The organism is Bacillota bacterium (assembly GCA_040757085.1).
Lineage (GTDB): Bacteria > Bacillota > Sulfobacillia > JACIYH01 > JACIYH01 > JACIYH01.
The window spans coordinates 60,115-80,123 of record JBFLXJ010000023.1; the positions used below are offsets into that span (position 1 = coordinate 60,115).

General features: G+C 67.4%; 16 protein-coding genes. 14 read left to right on the top strand and 2 right to left on the bottom strand.

Annotation, left to right across the window (positions count from 1 at the left end; genetic code table 11):
• Nucleotides 1–7: 7 nt before the first annotated feature.
• Complete coding sequence (locus AB1446_07930; GenBank protein MEW6546827.1) at nucleotides 8–1,336, top strand: hypothetical protein; 1,329 nt, start codon at nucleotides 8–10, stop codon at nucleotides 1,334–1,336.
• Between the two features lie 76 nt (nucleotides 1,337–1,412).
• Here AB1446_07930 and AB1446_07935 read toward each other — a convergent pair whose 3' ends face one another.
• Nucleotides 1,413–2,372: a cation diffusion facilitator family transporter gene (locus AB1446_07935; protein MEW6546828.1), complete on the bottom strand. Its 960-nt coding sequence runs from the start codon at nucleotides 2,370–2,372 to the stop codon at nucleotides 1,413–1,415.
• Between the two features lie 211 nt (nucleotides 2,373–2,583).
• A complete protein-coding gene (locus AB1446_07940; GenBank protein MEW6546829.1) occupies nucleotides 2,584–3,552 on the bottom strand; it encodes a PhzF family phenazine biosynthesis protein in 969 nt (322 codons plus the stop codon).
• 305 nt (nucleotides 3,553–3,857) lie between these two features.
• Between AB1446_07940 and AB1446_07945 the strand changes: the two genes are divergently transcribed.
• The 13 genes from AB1446_07945 (at nucleotide 3,858) to AB1446_08005 (ending at nucleotide 20,006) form a co-directional block, all read left to right on the top strand.
• Nucleotides 3,858–5,951: a methyl-accepting chemotaxis protein gene (locus AB1446_07945; GenBank protein MEW6546830.1), complete on the top strand. Its 2,094-nt coding sequence runs from the start codon at nucleotides 3,858–3,860 to the stop codon at nucleotides 5,949–5,951.
• On the top strand, nucleotides 5,948–6,409 hold the full coding sequence (locus AB1446_07950) for a chemotaxis protein CheW (GenBank protein ID MEW6546831.1): 462 nt from the start codon (nucleotides 5,948–5,950) through the stop codon (nucleotides 6,407–6,409). The genes AB1446_07945 and AB1446_07950 overlap by 4 nt, the downstream gene beginning before the upstream one ends.
• A 33-nt stretch (nucleotides 6,410–6,442) precedes the next feature.
• The gene (locus AB1446_07955) at nucleotides 6,443–8,527 is read left to right on the top strand and encodes a chemotaxis protein CheA (protein ID MEW6546832.1); all 2,085 of its coding nucleotides are present in this window, start codon (nucleotides 6,443–6,445) and stop codon (nucleotides 8,525–8,527) included.
• Nucleotides 8,528–8,654: 127 nt separating this feature from the next.
• Nucleotides 8,655–9,011: a response regulator gene (locus AB1446_07960; GenBank protein ID MEW6546833.1), complete on the top strand. Its 357-nt coding sequence runs from the start codon at nucleotides 8,655–8,657 to the stop codon at nucleotides 9,009–9,011.
• Nucleotides 8,999–10,228 carry a chemotaxis-specific protein-glutamate methyltransferase CheB gene (gene cheB, locus AB1446_07965; GenBank protein ID MEW6546834.1) on the top strand — a complete coding sequence of 410 codons (1,230 nt, stop codon included), beginning with the start codon at nucleotides 8,999–9,001 and terminating at the stop codon, nucleotides 10,226–10,228. The genes AB1446_07960 and cheB overlap by 13 nt, the downstream gene beginning before the upstream one ends.
• Nucleotides 10,204–11,055: a protein-glutamate O-methyltransferase CheR gene (locus tag AB1446_07970; protein ID MEW6546835.1), complete on the top strand. Its 852-nt coding sequence runs from the start codon at nucleotides 10,204–10,206 to the stop codon at nucleotides 11,053–11,055. The genes cheB and AB1446_07970 overlap by 25 nt, the downstream gene beginning before the upstream one ends.
• Before the next feature lies 1 nt (nucleotide 11,056).
• Nucleotides 11,057–12,196, top strand: a complete 1,140-nt coding sequence (locus AB1446_07975; protein ID MEW6546836.1) for an HD domain-containing phosphohydrolase — start codon at nucleotides 11,057–11,059, stop codon at nucleotides 12,194–12,196.
• 159 nt (nucleotides 12,197–12,355) lie between these two features.
• A complete protein-coding gene (locus AB1446_07980) occupies nucleotides 12,356–12,838 on the top strand; it encodes a chemotaxis protein CheX (GenBank protein ID MEW6546837.1) in 483 nt (160 codons plus the stop codon).
• 248 nt (nucleotides 12,839–13,086) lie between these two features.
• Nucleotides 13,087–13,353: a HEPN domain-containing protein gene (locus tag AB1446_07985; protein ID MEW6546838.1), complete on the top strand. Its 267-nt coding sequence runs from the start codon at nucleotides 13,087–13,089 to the stop codon at nucleotides 13,351–13,353.
• 306 nt (nucleotides 13,354–13,659) lie between these two features.
• Entirely contained in the window at nucleotides 13,660–16,014 is a 2,355-nt protein-coding gene (locus AB1446_07990; protein MEW6546839.1) for an S-layer homology domain-containing protein, read from the top strand.
• A gap of 64 nt (nucleotides 16,015–16,078) precedes the next feature.
• On the top strand, nucleotides 16,079–17,494 hold the full coding sequence (locus AB1446_07995; GenBank protein MEW6546840.1) for a S41 family peptidase: 1,416 nt from the start codon (nucleotides 16,079–16,081) through the stop codon (nucleotides 17,492–17,494).
• Between the two features lie 122 nt (nucleotides 17,495–17,616).
• A complete protein-coding gene (locus AB1446_08000; protein MEW6546841.1) occupies nucleotides 17,617–18,993 on the top strand; it encodes a S41 family peptidase in 1,377 nt (458 codons plus the stop codon).
• Nucleotides 18,994–19,172: 179 nt separating this feature from the next.
• Nucleotides 19,173–20,006 carry an ABC transporter ATP-binding protein gene (locus tag AB1446_08005; GenBank protein MEW6546842.1) on the top strand — a complete coding sequence of 278 codons (834 nt, stop codon included), beginning with the start codon at nucleotides 19,173–19,175 and terminating at the stop codon, nucleotides 20,004–20,006.
• Nucleotides 20,007–20,009 lie beyond the last annotated feature (3 nt).

Sequence of the window (20,009 nt, forward strand, 5' to 3'; positions counted from 1 at the left end):
CCCCGTGGTGCGCGACGATCTGTTGACGCGGATACCGGGTGAGGTGATGACGGTGGCCCGCCGGGTCAAGGAGGCGGGCCACGCCGTGTACGTGGTGGGGGGTGCCCTGCGCGACCTCCTGTTGGGGCAGCAACCCGCCGACTGGGATCTGGCCACCTCAGCCCGCCCAGAGGAGATGTACGCCGTCTTTGCGGGATGGCGTCTCATCGACGTAGGCGCCCGCCACGGTACCCTCGCCGTCATCCCGGCCGGCGCCTGCGGGGTGGTGCAGGTGACCACGTTCCGGGTCGAGGGGCCCTACGGGGACCACCGGCGTCCCGACTACGTGCGTTTCGTATCCAGCCTGTACGAGGACCTGTCCCGCCGCGATTTCACCGTCAATGCGCTGGCCCTCGACCCCTTCACCGGGGAACTCCACGATCCCTGGGAGGGGCAGCAGGACATCGAGCGGGGGCTGGTGCGAGCGGTGGGCGATGCGGAAACCCGGTTCCGCGAGGACGCCCTGCGCCCCCTGCGTGCCTTTCGCCTGGTGGCCGGACACGGGTGGGAAATCGAGCCCGCGACCTCGGAGGCCATCGCCCGGTGCGCGTCCCTGGTGGAAAAGGTGGCCCCCGAAAGGGTCCGCGTGGAACTGGAGCGCATCCTGCAGGGGCCTCGGGCGGGCAAGGCGCTGCGCCTGATGGGGGAGCACGGCTTGCTGGCGTACCTGTTTCCGGGCGCCGGATTCTCTCGGGTCTCCTGGGACGCCCTTGATCGCCTGCCCCCCCGGGTGGACCTGCGCCTGGCTGCCCTGCTGCAGATGGCGGACCTCCGTGTGGCGGGCCCGCCTCACACGGTGGAACTCACGCCGGCGGGGGGGAGACCGGCAATCCCCGCGCAGGCGCAGGCGCCGCTTGAAGCCCGGGTGGAGGCAATGGTGGCGAGGTGGCGTTTCCCTTCCCGGGTGGTGGAGGCCGTGGTCGCCCTGGTCATCCACCAGGCCGATGAAGCCCTGCTGGAGGCAACCCCGGTACGGCTACGCAGGTGGATCGCGGAGGTGGGCCGTGATCGCGCCTCTGACGTGGCCCGGATCGCGCAGGTTCGTTGGCCCGGGCGGGGCGATGCCCTGGCACGGCGGGTCAGAGCAGAACTGGAAGGCAGATTGCCTACCACGGTGGAGGAGCTACCGGTGTCGGGCCGGGACGTGATGGAGTTACTTAATCTACCTCCCGGGCCGCGGGTGGGCCAGGTCTTGCGGGAACTCCTGGAGATGGTCTGGGACGACCCGTGCCTGAACGACCGTGAGACCCTCTGCCGTCTCTTGCGCCGCCGCTGGGGGCCTGATGCCCGGGCTTGATGGCGTCACAGGGGCGCGGGGCGGCTGAATGCCAGTCCCCGAATGACCCCACCCAAAGCAGCAGTCTACCAGTAGCTCAGCGTCTTGTTCTTCCCGGTGGTGAGCCGGTGGGGTCGCCCGGGGGCGAAGGTTCCACGTGGATAACCACGTCGGTGCGGGGGAAGCGACCCTCTATTTCCCTTTCGATGGCATCGCACAGGGCGTGGGCTTCCGCGACGGTGTGGTCCCCGTGCACCACCAGGTGGAGGTCGATGTGCCGCTGCGGCCCAGCCCGGCGGGAGCGCATGCGGTGGAAATCGACGAAATCCGCGCGGTGTCGGGAGATGATGTCCTCGATGGCCTGCCGTTCCTCAGGGGGCAGGGAGGTATCCAGCAGGGGTGAGAAGGCCTCGCGGGTGAGGTCCCAGGCGGCATGGATGATGAGCACGGCCACAACCAGCGCGGCCACGGGGTCGACGATGTGGTATCCGGTCACCGCCATGATCACCAACCCCACGAACACGCCGGCCGACGTCCACACGTCCGTGGACAGGTGCAGGGCATCGGCCCGGAGCGCAACCGAATCCGCCTGCCTGGCCACGCGAAAGAGGTAGCGGGAGACCAGGAGGTTCACCACGGCGGCCAGCCCCATGACCAGCAGGCCGATCCCCAGGGATTCCACCCGCACGCCCCGGATCAGCTTCCGCGCCGCTTCTGCGATGATCCAGATGGCGGCAGCGAAGATTAGCAACGCTTCAACCGTGCCCGCTATGTTCTCCACCTTGCCGTGGCCGAAGGGGTGGTGTTCGTCGGCCGGGCGGCGGGACTGCCGGACGGAATAGAAGGCGATCCCGGCGGCCACGAGGTCCAGGGCGGAGTGGATGGCTTCCGACAGCACGCTCACGGACCCCATGAGCAGCCCTGCTGCCAGCTTCAGGGCCACCAGGGCAGAGTTGGAGATCACCGAAAGGCGTGCTGCCCGTACGGCAAGGTCGGCGGCCCTGGGCATCTGGCCCGGCTGTGGCCGGGGCCGTTGTTCCGCGGCATCGCTTGCCATCGTGCTCTCCTCCGCACAAATAAAGGGACTTCATCTTTCCAGTGAAGTCCCACGGGGTATCCCGCTGCCCGGGCGGGCCCGGCAGCCGCCCGCCACGTGGATCCTGTGCACCGTCATCCGCGGGGTGCGCTGCCTGACCGTCCGTTCTTCGGTTGCCCGTATTCTACCATATGTGCACGCCCACCTCAACGGGACTGCCCCGCACGCACGTTCAGAGCAGGATCCTTCCCTCCAGGACCAGGCGGGCGGCGCCACCGACCCACACGCGGGGCGGTCCTTCCGGGAACGCTTCCAGGCGCACGTGTATCAGGCTGGGCCGTGCCATGATGTGACCCTGCTCGCAGCGCAGACGGGCTACCCCATCGTAGAACGGGATGAGCCCGCGCAACGCCAGGTATCCGCCCAGGGCCCCGCTGGCGGTGCCGGTGGCGGCCTCTTCGTCTATCCCTACCGCCGGGGCGAAATCGCGGCAGTGCACCGCCACCTGGCCGCCGTTGCCGGTATCGATGGCATCGAAGGTGAAGCAGTGGACGCTGATCACCTCCAGCCTGCGGCACAGCCTGGCCAGGCGAGGGAAATCCGGCTCCAGCGCCCACAGCGTCTTGCGGTCGGGCAGGGGGACGATCAAGTCCCAAAGGCCAGTAGAGACGATCTCGGGAGTGGTGCGCGGTTCTCCGCTCAGCACTCCGGGATCCACCCCCAGGCACGCCGCCAACTCGCTCAACGCCTCACTGCCCGGTTCCCCGCGGGATACCGGGGGTAGCTGCGCCATCATCACCTGGACCGGCTGGCCGTCCTCGTCGAACATCACCTGCACGGGTAGCACACCTGCCCGCGTGCGCTGGTGGCAAATTACGCTGGTTCCCCCCGACCCGCTGGCCGGCCCGCGCTCGCCGGGGCGACCGGGCAGGCGGTTGCGCGCGGCCAGGGCGAAGAACGTGGCGATGGTGGCGTGGCCGCACAGGTCCAGCTCGGTGGTGGGGGTGAAAAACCGCACCTCCACGTCGCTCCGGTCGGCGTTCCCCGGGAATACAAAGGCGGTTTCCGAGAGGTTCATCTCGCGGGCGATCTTCTGCATGAGGTCGTCGTGCAACCCGCGCGCATCCGGTACCACTGCCGCCGGGTTGCCACCGAAGGGCACGGAAGTAAAGGCGTCTACCTGCCAGACCTCGATCTCCATGGCTTCACCGTTCCTTTGGTCGCAGGCGTGGCTCGCTGTTGCCCGCCCGGGTAAACATACGTTTCACCGGGCACATCTTAACATGCCCAACACCGGGCCCGCAACCAATGCCGGCTGCCGGGAGTTCGTCAGGAACCGCCGGATCTGGGTGTCCAGGGAGGCGGTGGGGTTCCGCCCTCCTCAAGGAGCAGGGGCGGGATTCGATATAAGTAGTAGGCGGGCGGCCCCGGCATGGGGCTTTTGACTTGGATCAGGGTTGGGGGATGCCCGGTGGTCGGAGGTCGAAGTCGACGGGAGGTTGGGCCATGATGCGGAGATTAGCGGTACTCTGGGATCGCATGCGCGGGAGGATCTCGCTTGCGTATCTGCATGTGCTGCTCGTAGTGCTGATCCTGCTGCTGGGAGCGAGTGCGGTGTGGGGACACCTGGCCCTCGAGTCGGCCAATGAGGCGCGCTACGAGGCGACGGCACGGCTGGAATTGGCGTCCCGGCTCCAGAGTGAACTGCGAGCCCTGGTCTTCCCGGTCACGACGTGGCTGGTGATGGCAGACCCCGGTGCTCAGAGCGCCTTCGCCGCCGCCATGTACAGGGCGCGCGCCACGCTCGCCGAATTGGAAGCGGGGTGTCGCACGCTGGATGAGAAGACAGAGGTGCGGAACGTGGGCAATCTCCTCGATTCATTGGCACGCACGGCGGAGGAGCTCTTCGCAATTGCCAAGCCGGTCGGTAACCTCGAGACCAGGGCGGGTATGCTGCAGGTCCAGTACACCCTGATGAGTGCCGAAGATTTGCTGGCGCGTTTCGTCAGCACATACAACCAGGAAGTGGAAAAGGCGCGCCAGGGTAGCGAGGCTTTCGCCAGGATAGTCCTGTGGGTTACCGTCCTGGCGACGCTCGGTGGTGCGCTACTTTCCACCCTGGGCTTCTATTCCCTCATCCTGCGCCCCATGAGACGGTTGTCCCGGCACGCCCGGCAACTGGCGGCGGGAGACCTGCGCCAGGATGTGCCGGCGGCGGGAGGAGGCGAAGTCCTCAGCCTGAGCCGATCCCTGGGCATGATGGCCCGCAACCTGCGTCAGGTTCTGCTGGAAGCGGCGGAGAAGGCCGACCACACTGCCCGAACCGCTTCCCAATTGAAGACCGGGGCGGAGAACGCGGCCACCGGTACAGCGCAGATCGCCCGCGGCATCCAGGAGGTGGCGCGGGGGGCCTCCGAGCAGACCCGCCACGCCTCGGAGACCGCGTCCGCCGTTGCCCAGCTAAAGGCGGCCATCGCGCAGGTGGCTGCCGGTGCCCAGGAGCAGGCCCGCAACGTGGAGACGGTGAGTTCGCTCATGAGCGACATGGTGCGGCTCATGAACGAGGTGGGCGAGGCGGCACGGGCCGTGCAGAACTCCTCGACCGCGGCGTCGGGGTCGGTGGAAAGGGGATATGCCGCCGTCCACCGCATGGTCCAGGCGATGGAGCGGATCAGGGCCACCGGTGCCACCCTTGCCGCCAAGATGGACGAACTGGGGGGACACTCCGAGCGGATAGGCGAAATCGTGGAAGTCATCGACGAGATCGCTGACCAGACCAACCTGCTGGCGTTGAACGCGGCCATCGAGGCGGCGCGCGCGGGCGAGCACGGGCGGGGCTTCGCCGTGGTGGCGGACGAGGTGCGCAGGCTGGCCGAGCGCTCATCCCGCGCCACCAAGGAAATAGCGGGCCTGATCGCGTCGGTGCAGAAGGAGACCCGCGGCACCGCTGCCAGCATGGAGTCGGCCATGAAGGAAGTGGAGCAGGGGATGGAGGTGGCGCAGGGCGCCCGCAGTGCCCTGGAGGAAATCCGCCGCCTGGTGGCCGATTCCGACGAGCAGGCGGAGGGCGTGGCTCAGGCGACAGAGCGGATGCTCGCTCACTCGCAGCAGGTGGCGCAGGCGATCGACGCTCTGGCGACGGCCACGGAAGAGAACGCTGCCGCCACCGAGCACATGGCCGAGGGGAGCGAACGGGTCAGCCAGGCCGCAGCCGGCATCGCGGCCATATCGGAGCAGAACGCGGCCGCTGCAGAAGAAGTATCTGCTGCGGTGGAGGAAATCAACGCGGTGGTGGAAGAGGTGGCGGGCTGGGCCCGCACCCTGGCGGAGATCGCCGAGGACCACCGCCGGGTGGCGAGCCGCTTCCGGCTGACGGAGGCTGGCTCCGGACCTCAAACGCGTGCCGCGATGCCTGCTGCAGACCGTCCTGACGGGGGAGGGAGATGGGTGGGTCGGGTGCTGCAGGGCATCCGCCGCGTGGCAGGACGAGGCCGCGACGTCGAAGGCACCCTCCCGACGGGCGAGGCGAGCGGAGCCGCGATGCGGCCGCTTGAGGAAGGCGGTGCATTGCGGGCGGGCGAGGGTGGTGGAGGGGCATGACTGCCGAGCAGGGCGTGGTGGTGTTCCAGTTGGGGGATGAAGAGTACGCCATCACCGTCGAGCGAGTGCGTGAGGTGGTGAAAGCCGACCGCATTACCCGGGTGCCGGGCGCGCCTGCCTACGTGCGGGGGATCATCAACCTGCGCGGGCGGGTGGTACCCGTGATCGACCTGCGGCAGCGGCTCGGCCTGGACGCGCGCCCGGTGGAGCGCCCGCGCATCATGGTGGTCGAGGATGGTGCCGCCCTGGTGGGGATGCTGGTGGATCGGGCATCCGAGGTGCTTCGCGTCCGGCCCGGCCAGCTGCAGCCGCCCGACGAGGTGCTCCAGGGGGACGAAAACAGCCGTTTCGTGGAGGCAGTGGCCAATCTGGACGGCCGCCTCGTGGTAGTCCTGCGGCCTGGCGAGCTTCTGGCCCGCGAGGATCGTCAGGCGGTGGCGGACATCGTGGCATCCTGACCCCGGCAGCGTGAGCGATGGCGAGGAGGACCTATGAGCGACACTTTTCCCTTTACTGCAGAGGACCTGGCGGTTTTCCTGGCCGAGGGGGAGGAGCTGGCCGCGGCCCTCGAGTCCAGCCTGCTGGCCATGGAGGCTGCCTCACGCCAGGGGCAGGCGCCTGATCCCGAAGTGGTGGCGGGAGCGTTCCGGGCTGCCCACACCCTGAAGGGATCGTCGGCGGCAGTGGGCCTGCGTGCCATGTCCGCGCTGACCCACGCCATGGAGAGCGTCCTGGATGGCGTCCGCCGCGGAAATCCGCCGGTCACCGGCCAGGTGGAGGTGCTCTTGCGGGCTCTCGACCACATCCGCGGCCACCTGGCCAGGGTTGCGGACGCCATCAGCCGCGGGGGCCCGGAGGTCCTGGCCAACCTGGGAGAGCAGGAAGATCCCCGGGCGGAGGAACTGGTCAGGTTGCTCGCCGGCAGCGCAGCGGCGGGCGACGGCGCGGGGGCCGGCGCCGGTTCTGGCGATACCGGGGCCGGCGTGTGCCCGGAGACGGCCCGGGGTGCCGGCGGGCAGGTACTGGAAGTGGAGGTCAGGTTCCACGCGCAGTGCCTGATGCCGGCCGTGCGCGCCTACCAGGTGGTAATGGCCATGCAGGACGTGGGGGAGATCCTGGCATCCGATCCTTCGCTGGAGGACATCGAGGCCGAGCGGGTGGGGAAGGTGCTGTGCCTCCTCCTGGAGACGGTGCTCACCCCCGATCAGATCAGGGAACGGATCGCACGGATTTCGGAGATCGCCGACGTGATTGTCTCGCAACGGGGGGGTACCGCCCCTGGCGGGAACGAAGGCGCCGGGGCCGCTCGAGGCGGTGGAGCCGCAGCCGTGGGGGCCGCCAGAAACGGCCTGCCCGGGCGGCCGGGCGGGCCGGGGCGTACGGACGGGATGCCGGTATCGGTGACGGGACTGGCGCGGAGCGTGCGGGTGGATGTGCGTGTGCTGGACGAACTGATGAACCTGGCTGGTGAACTGATCATCCAGCGCACGCGGTTGGGGCGACTGCTGTCAGATGCCCAACTGCAGGACGAGGACCTGGGCAGGGCGGTGGAAGACATCGGGCGGGTAGCCACCCAGCTGCAGGAACAGGTCATGAAAGCCCGCATGCTGCCGTTGGAGAATCTATTCCGCCGGTTCCCCCGCATGGTGAGGGACCTGGCGGCCGCGGCAGGCAAAGAAGTGGAGCTTGTGGTGCGGGGCGAAGACACGGAGCTGGACCGGGCCGTGATGGAGGAGATCGGGGACCCGCTGGTCCACCTCCTGCGCAATGCCGTGGATCACGGGCTGGAGTCGCCTGCGGAAAGAGAGGCGGCGGGTAAGCCGCGCACCGGGACGATCGTGCTTGCGGCGCAGCACGAGGAAAACTATGTCCTCATTTGCGTGCGGGATGACGGGCGGGGGATCGACATCGAGCGGGTGCGCCAGAGGGCGATCTCGGCCGGCCTGGTGGGGGCGGAGGAGGCGCGCGACCTGGACCGGGATCAAGTCATTAACTTCATATTCGCGCCTGGCTTCAGCACCGCCGATCGGGTAACCGAGGTGTCGGGGCGGGGCGTGGGGCTGGATGTGGTGCGGCGGAACGTGCAGCGGGTGGGTGGCACCCTGCAGGTGGAGAACCGCCCCGGCCAGGGAGTGGAATTTCAGATGCGCCTGCCCCTCACCCTGGCCATCATCCGCTGCCTGCTCTGCCAGTGGGGGGATGAAATCTACGCCGTGCCGCTCGGGCACGTGGAGGAAGTCCTTAAGATCGACCCCGACAGGCTTCCCACCGTCTATCAGAAGAAGGTCGTGCTGGTACGGGGCAACGCCCTACCGTTCCTGCCCCTGGGCAGTGCCCTCGGGCTGGAGCCGGCCGCCGCGGAATTCGCCCTCGTGGTGCGGGCAGGCGGCCAGCAGGCTGCGCTGGGGGTGACGACCCTGCTGGGGGATCAGGAGGTGGTGGTCAAGGACATGGGGGCCTGGCTCGGCAACGTGCGGGGCATGGCCGGCGCCACCATCCTGGGGGACGGGCGGGTGGCCCTCATCCTGGACGTCGCCACCCTGTTGCGCAGCCGCACGTGGGCCCCTGCTGCCTGAGCCCGCAGCCGGGCATGTGCCGCCTTAACTCGCCGCGGGCAGGCCCCCCGGCTCAGGCGGCATGAGCGCGAGCGCGTGACCCGCGGCAGCTTGAACGATACATATCTGGGGGCGGGGTGGTAAAGAAGTGGCAAAGATCCTGGTGGTCGACGATGCCGCTTTCATGCGCATGAGGCTTTCTAGCCTGCTCAAGCAGGCGGGGCACCAGGTGGTGGAAGCCACCAATGGGTTCGAGGCCGTGGAGGTGTACGAGGCGGAGAAACCCGACCTGGTTTTCATGGACATCACCATGCCGGAGATGGACGGCCTGGAAGCCCTGAAGCGGTTGCGGACGCTGGATCCGGAGGCCCGGGTGGTGATGTGCACCGCGCTCGGGCAGCAGTCCATGGTGATCGAGTCCATCAAGGCGGGGGCACGGGACTTCATCGTCAAGCCCTTCCAGCCCGACCGGGTCCTGCAGGCGGTGCAGAAATGGGCATGCTAGGAGATCCCACGCCAGACCGGGCAGCTGGTCCCGGTCAGGGACCCGGGGGGCCCGTGCGGGTCCTGGTGGTGGACGATTCCCTTTTCATGCGCAAGGTGATCACCAGCCTGCTCGAGGAGGATCCCTCCATCAGGGTGGTGGGGCAGGCCCGGGATGGCCTGGAGGGGCTGGCGCGGGTGGCGGAGCTTGACCCCGACGTGGTTACCCTGGACGTGGAGATGCCCCGCCTGGACGGGCTGGGGATGCTGGAGCGCCTCATGCGCAGCGATCCCCGCCCCGTGGTGATGGTGTCCGGGGTGACCCGCGAAAACGCAGAAGCCACCGTGGCCAGCCTGCGGCTGGGCGCGGTGGACTTCCTTACCAAACCTTCAGGTAGCGTTTCCCCCGACCTTCCCCGCCTGCGCAAGGAGCTGCAGGCCAAGGTGAAGGCGGCGGCAAGTTTGGGCAAAGGGGGGGTCCGCCGGGTTATGGGATACAGCCCGCCCCCGCCCCCGGCAGAGTCCCCCCCTGGCCCCCCTTTACTAGAATCCGGCCAGTCGCTCCCCGCTGGCGGCACCGCCCGGACGGTCGCTGCCGAGGCCCCGCCCTGCGACCACGAGCCTCGGCCCCCGCAGCGTGAGCCGCGGCCGGCGCAGCGCCTGGTAGTGGTGGGCGCCTCCACAGGAGGACCGTCTGCCCTGCACTTCCTGGTGGCCCGGCTGGCCGACCGCGTGAGCCGTCTGGCACCCGTGGCCATGCTTATTGTACAACATATCCCGCCCGGATTCAGCACCGCCATGGCACGCAGCCTTTCGCAAACGGCCCGCGGGGGGTTCCGGGTGGAAGAGGCCTCGGCACGAGCCCTGCGGGCGGGAGATGTCTTCCTCGCCCCGGGCGGCTACCACCTGCGGGTGATAGAGGGTCCGGCGGTGGAACTGAGCCTGGATCCTCCTGTGGCCGGTGTCCGCCCCGCCGTCGACGTCACCCTGTTGAGCGCGGTGCAAGTGTTCCCGCGGCGGCTGCTGGCCCTGATCCTGACCGGTATGGGCACGGACGGACTGCGGGGCGCGAGGGCGGTGCGGGAGGCCGGTGGTCGGGTGATCGCCCAGGACCGGGAGACATCGGTGGTGTACGGGATGCCCCGGGCGGTGGCCGAGGCAGGGCAGGCCGACGAGGTGCTTCCCCTGGAACGGATTCCGGAGGCGGTGGCGGCATGGTGGAACGGCCAGATCGCGTGACCGGCGGGCCCGCCGGCGTGCAACGGGGCGGCGAAGGCGGAGCCGGCGCTGGGGATTTTGGCGCGTTCTGTGAGGAGATCCGCCGGCTTACGGGGCTTGACCTCTGCCAGTACCGGCCCCACCAGATAGAGAGGCGCCTGGGAGGACTCCTGGCCCGGTACCAGGTGGCCGACTGGGCAGCGTACCTGGAGATGCTGCGGCAGGACCCGGCCCGCCGAGAGGAATTCGTGGAGTGGGTAACCATCGGGGTATCCGAGTTCTTCCGCAATGAGGACCGGTTTCGGGAGCTGCGGGACGTGCACCTGCCCGCCCTCATCCGGGCCGCGGGCTCCGGCGGTCTGCGGGCCTGGAGCGCCGGGTGCGCCGACGGCCCCGAGCCCTATTCCGTCGCCATCCTGCTCGAGCAACTGGATCCCGCCGGCCACCACCGCGTGCTGGCCACCGACATAGATCGTCAGGGACTGCGTGCCGCCGAGGCGGGGATCTACGGGGAAGAGGCGATGCGCCAGGTGGACGCGGTCACGCGCGACAGGTTCTTCCGCCCGGAGGGTGACAGGTGGAAGGTCGTGCCCGCAGTGAGCAGCCGGGTGACCTTCCGCTACCACGACCTCCTGTCCGTGGTGTATCCCCAGGGCTTCCACCTGGTGCTCTGCCGGAACGTCCTCATCTACTTCGAGGACGGCAGCAAGCACGCCATCCTGGGGCGGCTGGCGCAGTCCCTCCTCCCCCAGGGCGTGCTCTTTCTGGGGGCTACCGAGATGGTGCGCGACCCGCACTCGCTGGGACTGCGTTACCTTTCCCCTTGCTTTTACCGGAAGGAGGGATGACATGCGGCGCGTCACTGTTTCCGCCCTTCAACCGGGGATGCGCCTGGGAATGCCTGTGTACGGTTCCCGGGGCCTTCTGCTCAGGGAGGGGGTGGACCTCACCCCTGCCCACATCGAGCGCCTGCGCCAGGCCCGGGTGGAGGCGGTGTACGTCGACGATCCCCTGTTTACCGATATCCAGATGCCGCCCGACATCTCCTGGGAGGTGAAGGGTTCCCTTCTTTCGGCGTGCTCGGCCCTGTGGGATTACTTCCGCACTCTCGCTCCCCCACTTCCCCCGGCGTCCGACCCGGGTGCGCATCCTGCGGCTACCTCCGGGGCCAGCGCCATCCCGGTTTTGGCGGAGCAGGTGCGCTGGCCCGTCCCCTACGAGCGGCTCATGGAGATTGCGTCTGACCTCGAGGACCAGCTCCGCAGGGTGTCGGCCTGGGCCGTCCAGATGGTCGCAGGCGGGGAGGACGACGGACCAATCGCCCATGCCGTGAACACTGCTCTGGTGGCGGCGTCCCTGGCCCGCCAGGCGGGGCTGGGCGGATACGTACGCGAGCTGGCCCTGGCGGGGCTGCTGCATGACATGGGGCTGGCCGTGCTCCCGCCCCACCTGCACCTGGAGCCAGATGAGGTGGATGCTCGCGATTTGCCCCTGCTGCACGCCCATCCCCTGCTGGGGGTGAAGCTGCTGCGCAGTCAGCCCGCCAGTGCGTACGTGCAGGCGGCACTGGCCCAGCACCACGAGCGCTTTGATGGCTCGGGATATCCCCAGCGGCTGGGCGGGTCCCGGCTGGCCCTTCACTCACAGCTGGTGGCCGTGGCAGATGCCTTCACCCGGCTTGCGCAAAGGGGACTGGGCCGCAGCGAGGCGTGGGAGTACGTGGTGAGCGGGGCCGGCACCGAGTTTGACCACCGGCTGGTGCAGGCATTCTCGCAGACCATCCCCCCTTACCCGCTCGGTGCTACCGTGCGCCTGAGCACCGGCGAGGAAGGGGTGGTGGTGGGCCTGGAGGCCAGCCTGCTCACCCGTCCTCGAGTGAGGCTGCTGAGGGACGCCGTCGGCAGGCCCCTGGACCAGCCGGTCACGTACGACCTGGCCGAGACGGCCCACCGCAACCGCGTCATCGTGGGCGAGGTGCAGGGGGCCTAGTCGCCCGGGACTCTGGCACGACAGGGCAGGGTGGCCTGCGGGGGGCAGGAGGGAGCGGGCGGGCGCCGGACACGACGGAGCCGCAGCCTCGTGACACGCGGCATCGCCAGGTAGAGCCCAAGAGACAGCGGCGATCGTGACGAACGGGAGGGAGCGGGCATGAACGTGGAATTCCTCAATCCGTTCCTGGTGGCGATTCGGGACGTGCTTCGGAGCGAACTGGGCGAGGCACCCCAGCTCGGTACCCTCGCTGCGGAGGAATCCTCTTTCACATCGGACGACGTGACCGTGCTCGTCGGTGTGACGGGCATGGTGGAAGGGCTCGTGTTCTACGGGATGTCCGAGAGCACGGCCTGCCGGCTCGCGGGCGCCATGATGGGAGCGACGGTGCCCATGCTCGATGGCATGGCCGAGAGCGCCATCGCCGAACTGGGCAACATGATCGCCGGGCGGGCCAGCGCCGGGCTGGAGGAAGCGGGTTTCAGCTGCCGCCTGGCACCCCCCTCGGTGGTCCACGGGCGAGGCGCCATCATCAGCACGGTCCAGATCCGCCGCCTGGTGGTGCCGGTGACCACCTCCAAGGGGGAAGTCCGCGTCCACCTCGCCCTCCGGCCGCATTCGCCGCAGGAGGGGCCGCGATAGGGCGGTTGTAAGCGGCCCTGGCCCATGGGTTGCCAGTGTTACCACAGCCCCGGGCATGAGACTGCCGGCCGGGTCGGGAACGCCGCCGCAAGTACACCCATTTTCTAGACAGGGTAGTTGTTCCAGGCCCTGTGCGGGCTCGACGCTGGCCTCACGACTGACCGGACCAACGGGCCAGGGGGCGGCTGCCGGAGGTTGCCAGGATCGGGGTGGCCTGGTATAGTGCTCTTCGGGAGGTCAGATAACGGGTGAACCGGGCGAGGGACTGGCTGGATCAGGCCAGGCAAGACCTGGAGCATGCCAGGAAGAGCAGAGATATGGGCGATTATGCCTGGGCCTGCTTCGCTGCTCAGCAGGCTGCGGAGAAGGCGGTCAAGGCCGTACGCCTGGGACACGGCCAGGTGGCCTGGGGCCACTCAGCGTCCCAACTGCTCGAGGTGTTGCCCGAAGACATGGAGGTTCCGACGGAGGTGCTGGAGGCCGCCCGAGGTCTTGCGGGCTATAGAGCATGGTGAGCCTCCTCCTGTTTCCCTCTAATTCCCTGGACAGGCTGCCGGGAACAAAATGACCAGGGTTTGCGTCACAAAGGGAAGGAACGGTGATCACTCCAGGTAGAGGTCAAGCTACCAGATAGCAACTCCCTGGCAGGAAGATTGCGGGTGGATAGCGAATAGCTTCCTCCAGCACATTTTCCGGGGGAGGGATGGCCTCGCCCGGAGTAAGCGTTGGAGAACGAGGGGGTGGGATTCACACGGTGCGAGGACAATCCATTCAAAGGGCCAGAGGACTCTCAGAATGTCGTGTAAAGGAGGTTAGATGACGTGAAGAAAGCTTTAGTGGCAGCCCTGGTACTCACATTCGTGCTCTCCATCGCTGCCACTGCCAGCGCGGCGGTGCTCACGCCGGCCAGCTTCCCCGATGTAAAGGGCCAGGCGTGCGCTGATGCCGTCGCCAAGCTGGAAGCCCTCGGCGTAGGCAAGGGCATCGACGGCAAGTGGATGCCCGAGCTCCCCGTGACCCGGGCCCAGTTCGCCACCTTCGCCGTGCGCATCCTGGGCCTGGAGAGGGTGGCGGGTTACCTGAAGGGCGCCACCAAGTTCCCCGATGTGCCGGCTGACCACTGGGCCAGCGGGTACATCAACGTGGCCGTGGCGAAGAAGCTGGTGCTGGGCCGGGACGACGGCAAGTTCTATCCCGATGACACCATTACCTTCGCCGAAGCCGCGACCATGCTGGGCCGTGCTCTCGGCTACGTCGACCTGCCCGGTGACTGGCCGGCCAACTACATGATCGTGGCCAGCGAGAAGAACCTCTTCAGCGGTGTCACCTTCAGCGCCGGCGACCTCGTCAACCGGGGCGATATGGCGATCCTGCTCGTCAATGCCCTTGGCGCAACCAAGGTGAAGCCGGTGCCCGACTTCCCTGGCGTGTACCAGGACACGGACCCCCCAGTTACGCTGCAGAAGGCATCCCTCAATCTTGATGTGCCGGCTACCGCGACCCTGAACGCGAATGCGGATGTCGATGCGACCTTGACCGGGCAGGAGGTCCTGCTTGGGAACACCAAGTACACCATGCCCGCCGGGATCAACACCGCGGCGCTGCTCGGGCATGAGGTCAAGTTCATAGCCGATGCCAACTACAAGGTGCTCTATGCTGAGGACGTTACTGCGGCGAGCAGCATCGTAACCGGAACTCTGAGCGCCGATGCTACCGCCACCGCCATAAAGATCGGTGACACCTCATACGGCCTGGGCGCGGCGACCGTGTTCGTCAACAAGGCCAAGGTCACTGGAGACGTCTACCTCGCCCTTAAGAACGGGATGGACGTCACGGCGTTCCTGGGCACCGATGGCAAGGTGCGCTTCGTGGTCGGCTTTGCGTACGACGTCAAGGACGCGAAGGTGGCTGCCGTCGACACCACCAACAAGAAGATCACCGTGGTCGGCACCGCTACGCCTTACACGGTCGCGTCCAATGCCACTATCGTGAAAAACGGCGCTCCGGCGACGCTGAGTGACGTTCAGGCAGGCCAGGTCATTTATATTGCTTGCGCGCCTGGTACTGCGAACGCGCTCTACGTAGCTGTGTTCGACAAGACCGTGTCGGGTACGATGACGGCGATGCGATTTGTCGGCACCACCAAATACGTGACGGTCGGTGGCGTGGAGTACAAGGTGAGCGCCAATGCCCAGTATTCTGGCACTGACCCAGATATCACCCTGGACGGCGCTGGGCATCCACTCGGCAGTGACCTATTTGGATATGCTGTGACCGTCACGCTGAATAAGGACGGCGAGGCCCGCATCCTCAAGTTCAGCACCACGGGGATCATCGGCACTTTCGCCGGCAAGGACGAGACAACTACTCCCGTGACGTACAAGGTAAATGTTAGGGGCAGCGAGGTGCGGCTCCAGCCAGCTACAGGCGCAAGCATCGATACGACAGTCGGTGTTGGGGATCCCGTGATCGCGAAGACGAACGCTGCCGGCAAACTCACCTCGTTGACCAAACTGGCCCAACTGGTGCCGACTGGCAAGGTGGAAGCGGTGAGCACGGCTGGCGGCAAGATCACTGTAAGCGGGGCTATGTACACCGTCGCTGCTGATGCTTACTTCCGCACTGCCACTGGTGGCTACGTTGGCCTGAGTGGCGTTAAGGTCGGTGACACGGTCGGCCTCTACGCAGTGTCCCCGGGTGGGTCCGTGGTGTTCGGGCAGTTGTCACCTGGCGTCGTGGTGACGGGCCGTACCTATGGTAAGTACCTGGGCTACGCGATAGACGAGAGCGGAGCCACGACTGCGTACTTGGACGTTAAGGGTACGACTGTTACGTACAGCGTCTACGAAGGCACTGACCCCGGCGTTACCGTAGGGGACTTCGTGTACGGCGAGATCCGTGTGGATGGCAAGATCCAGAACGTTGCAGCCCTCACAGCCACTCTGACGAATGCCACGATCAGCGTGATCAACGATGACGGGTCGCTCACGCTGAACGAGGGCGCGGCCGTGATTAGCCTGGCGAACGCCAGCCTGTACGACACCGATGCCGCTGGCAAGGCCCCGATTCAGGCCAGTGCGCTGAAGGTCGGCGACAGGATCGACGTGTATAAGGGCGTCGGTACGACGGACGCTGACAAGGTGGTCGTGGTCCAGAGGGTGTACGTTGCGCCGTAGCACGGGGCAAGGCGTGGGGGGCGCGATGAGCGCCCCCCAATTGCTTTCTATGGGGGGCTTGAAAGTGAGGAGGACGCGCGGTCGCGCGGTTGCGGTTGTAGTTCTCGTGTTCGTGGTGGCGGCATCGGCTGCCGTGGGGCTGTTGCCTTGGCGTGTTGCTTCGGGACAGGGCGAAGTTGGTGACGGGCCTGGCGAGACGGCGTTCCGGCAGGCAATGGCCCTGGTGCAGAGCCTTGCATTGCGGTCCGTCCCGGTGGAACGGCTGTGGCGCGGGGCGCTCGAGGGCATGGTCAGGGCATTGGGAGACCAGTATTCCGCGTACCTGTCCCCGGAAGCGGTCGAAGCCTTCTTGCAGGGAGTGAAGGGGACATTCGAGGGGATCGGGGTAACCATCGAGATGCGAGATAATCAGGTGACGGTCGTGTCCCCCATCCCCGGGTCTCCCGCGGAGAGAGCTGGCCTCCGCCCGAGAGATCGTATCTTGAAGGTGGATGGCGAAAATGTCAGTGGGTTGACGCTCGAGGAGGTGGGGTCCAGGATTCGGGGACCTGCCGGAACGGACGTGACGTTGGAGGTCGCGAGGCCCGGGATGGAGGGCACCGTACAGGTGGTTGTGCAGCGCGCTCGGGTGGCCTTGCCCAGCCTGGAGTGGCGGCCGCTGGGGGACGGGGTGGGGTACATCCGCATACTACAGTTTAGCTCCGGTTCCGCTCTGGAGTTCAGGGAAGCCCTGGCGATTCTTCGACGTGATCACGGGGTGCGGGGGCTGGTACTGGACTTGCGCAACAACGGTGGCGGTATCGTGGAAGAAGCGAAGGAAGTGGCGTCGCTCCTTGTACCTCCGGGCCCGATTGCGCTGCTGGTGCAAAGGATTGAGGGGGAAAGGGTGTTGCGCGTCGACGGGTCTCCGTCGCCCGTGCCCGTGGCTGTGCTGGTCAACGGGGGCACGGCCAGCGCAGCGGAGTTATTGGCTGGTGCGATCAGAGATCGAGGCGTGGGGATTCTCGTTGGCAGTCCGACTTTTGGTAAGGGGACGATGCAGGGGTTGTACCCTCTCGCGGACGGGGGAGCCGTCAGGCTTACGGTGGCGGCTTATCTCACTCCCCGGGGGCATTACATCGAAGGATATGGGTTGCAGCCAGACATCGAGATCCCTGAAGAGTCCGCTCGGCCTGCCTGGAATCAGACGTTGAGTTGGCGAAGGGTGTTGAAAAAGGGAATCGTCGGGCTCGATGTCCTCTCGTTGCAGCAGGTGCTGGAGGAGCTGGGGTTTGATTGCGGTGAACCCGACGGCATATTTGGGCCGAGGACCGAGAGGGCCGTTCGCGCCTTTCAGGCAGGCAGAGGCATGAGGGCTACCGGAGTGGTCGATGAAGCCACGCTGCGTGAGATCTGCCGGCAACCGGGGGTGAATGGGCCAGACGTTGCTCTCGAGCGAGCAAAGGAGTGGGTGCTGGGCCGGATGGGTAATGCTCGGTGAGGTTCGGGCATAAGCGGGAGGATGCGGCCGGGATAATGGCGAAGTGACCCTGACGGTGTTGATAACACGGCTGACGGGCGCCTCTTCGGGGGGCGTGATCGAGTTTGAGCAGAATGCGGAGCTTGTCAATTGTTTGTGTGGTGGGGGTCAGCCTGGTGGGGCTGGCCGTGCTGGGGCCGTCGGGGTCGGGTGGGGCCCAAAGCCCCGGTTCCGATGGCCTAGCTGCCTTTGTGACGGCGGTGCAGTTGATCCGGGATAAGGCCATATCCCCGTTCAACGAGCGCGGTGGCTGGGATGTGCTGTTGGAAGCGCTGGTGAGGACATTGGGAGACCCTTACGCCGAGTACATACCGCCCGGGGAATATGCCGGGTTGCGCGACGGCGGCGTCAGCGGCATAGGCATCATGGTGGACGTCGTCCGGGGAGAGCCGACCGTGATGGCGGTGGCGGCGGGGTCGAGCGCGGAGAGGGCGGGGATCGTGCCCGGCGATGTGATCCTGGAGGTGGCGGGGTGGCCCGCATACGGCTTGTCTGCCGGTGAGATCGAGCGGCTCACGCGGGGGGCGGCCGGGTCGCAGGTGACACTGCTCCTGCGGCGGTCCTCGGGGGCGCTCAGCCGGGTGACGCTGCGGCGACAGGAGATGCCGGCGCAGAGCCTGCGGCTGCAGATCCTACCCGGTGACGTGGCGTACCTGCGGATTTCCCGGTTCGAGGAGGGGACGGGTCGGGATTTCCGCGGCTTGGTGGAGGTGCTGCGCGACTGGGGCATTCGGCGCTACGTCCTGGATCTGCGCAACAACCCCGGTGGCCTGGTTTCGGAGGCGGTGGAGGCAGCCCAGGCGTTCGTCCCCGCGGGCGTGGTGGGCTTCGCCATGGACCGGCGCGGCAAGCTGGAGGTGCTGCGTTCCTACTCGTCCTCGTGGGATTTCCGGCTGGTGGTCTTGGTGGACCAGGACACGGCTAGCGCGGCGGAGTTGCTGGCCGGCGCCATCCAGGACCGGGGCGTGGGCAAGGTGGTGGGTACCCGCACCACGGGGAAAGCGGCCGTGCAGAACGTGTTTCCCCTGCCCAACGGGGGCGTTCTGCGCATTTCCGTGGCGCGCTATCTTACGCCGAACGCACGCTCCATATACGGGATGGGGATCACGCCAGACGTGGTGGTGGCCGGGCGGCGACCTCTGGGCGACGAGGTGCAGCTACCGCTCCTCCCGACCGGGACGACCATCAAGTACGGTGCGCGCGGGTCCGCTGTGCGGGCGTTGCAGCAGTACCTGGCGGCGCTGGGGTTCAATCCGGGACCTATCGACGGTGTGTTTGGCCCCCGCACCCGGGCGGCGCTGATCCGTTTTCAGCAGTGGGAGGGGCTATCGCCCGCGGGGGTGGCCGATACCGCGACGCTTGCTGCCCTGCGGCGTGCCCCCTTTGACTGGCCCAGGGTGCGGCCCGCGGGTCAGGATCCCCAGCTTGACCGGGCCCTGGATCTGCTAGGAGCCCGGTGAGAGGCACGGGAGTCGCGGGCGGCCGGGAAGATGCAACATTTGGCTGGGTATTGACGTCATATAGCGGGAACGGCGAACCGCGTGCACGTCTCTGCGGGTTCCCGCGTGCCGGGGCGCATGTGGGACCTCGCGGTTGCAAGGGCCGGGCATTCCGGGGGGTGGGTGGTATTCCGCTTGTTGTGCTGCGGGACGTGCACAAGACGTACCGCATCGGGAAAGTGGAGGTGCCAGCCCTACGGGGGATCACCCTGGAGGTGGAAGAAGGCGAGTTTACCTCGGTGATGGGCCCCTCGGGCTCGGGGAAGTCCACGCTGCTCAACATCATCGGGTGCCTCGACCATCCCGGTCGGGGCACTTACATACTGGGTGGCAGGGAAGTCAACGGCCTGGGGGATGCCGCCCTGGCCGCCATCCGCAACCGCATGGTGGGGTTCGTATTCCAGAGCTTCCACCTGCTGCTCCGGATGACGGCACGGCAGAACGTGGAATTGCCGCTCGTCTACCGCGGGGTGCCGCCCCGGGAGAGGCGGCGGCGAGCGGAGGAGGCCCTGGCCGCCGTGGGGCTGGAGGCGGAGGCGTCGCGCCGTCCCACCGAGCTCTCCGGGGGGCAGCAGCAGCGGGTGGCCATCGCCCGTGCCCTGGTGGGGGAGCCGGCTTTGCTCCTGGCCGACGAACCCACCGGCAACCTGGACAGTCGCACCGGCGAGGAGCTGATGGAGTTGTTCTCCCGGCTGAACCGGGAGCGGGGGATTACCATCCTGCAGGTGACTCACGACGAGCGCATGGCGCGCTACAGCCGGCGGGTCGTGCGCCTGCAGGACGGCCAGATCGTGTCCGACGGGCCGCCTCACGGGCGCCCGTCGCCGGCCACGCGTGACGGTTGCATGGTGCCGGCCCGGGAAGACGGTGGGCCGGGGGCCGGCACGTGCGTGTACAGCGCGGCGGGGGACGCGGGAGCCGCGTCGCCGCGTATTGGCGGGACGGGTGCTGCGCAACCGGGGCAGGAGGGGTAAGAG

Excerpts from the sequence above, each read along its gene's own strand:
- AB1446_07935 (MEW6546828.1), bottom strand. The coding sequence starts at position 2,372 with ATGGCAAGCGATGCCGCGGAACAACGGCCCCGGCCACAGCCGGGCCAG.
- AB1446_07940 (MEW6546829.1), bottom strand. The coding sequence starts at position 3,552 with ATGGAGATCGAGGTCTGGCAGGTAGACGCCTTTACTTCCGTGCCCTTC.
- AB1446_07945 (MEW6546830.1), top strand. The coding sequence starts at position 3,858 with ATGATGCGGAGATTAGCGGTACTCTGGGATCGCATGCGCGGGAGGATC.
- AB1446_07950 (MEW6546831.1), top strand. The coding sequence starts at position 5,948 with ATGACTGCCGAGCAGGGCGTGGTGGTGTTCCAGTTGGGGGATGAAGAG.
- AB1446_07955 (MEW6546832.1), top strand. The coding sequence starts at position 6,443 with ATGAGCGACACTTTTCCCTTTACTGCAGAGGACCTGGCGGTTTTCCTG.
- cheB (MEW6546834.1), top strand. The coding sequence starts at position 8,999 with ATGGGCATGCTAGGAGATCCCACGCCAGACCGGGCAGCTGGTCCCGGT.
- AB1446_07970 (MEW6546835.1), top strand. The coding sequence starts at position 10,204 with ATGGTGGAACGGCCAGATCGCGTGACCGGCGGGCCCGCCGGCGTGCAA.
- AB1446_07975 (MEW6546836.1), top strand. The coding sequence starts at position 11,057 with ATGCGGCGCGTCACTGTTTCCGCCCTTCAACCGGGGATGCGCCTGGGA.
- AB1446_07980 (MEW6546837.1), top strand. The coding sequence starts at position 12,356 with ATGAACGTGGAATTCCTCAATCCGTTCCTGGTGGCGATTCGGGACGTG.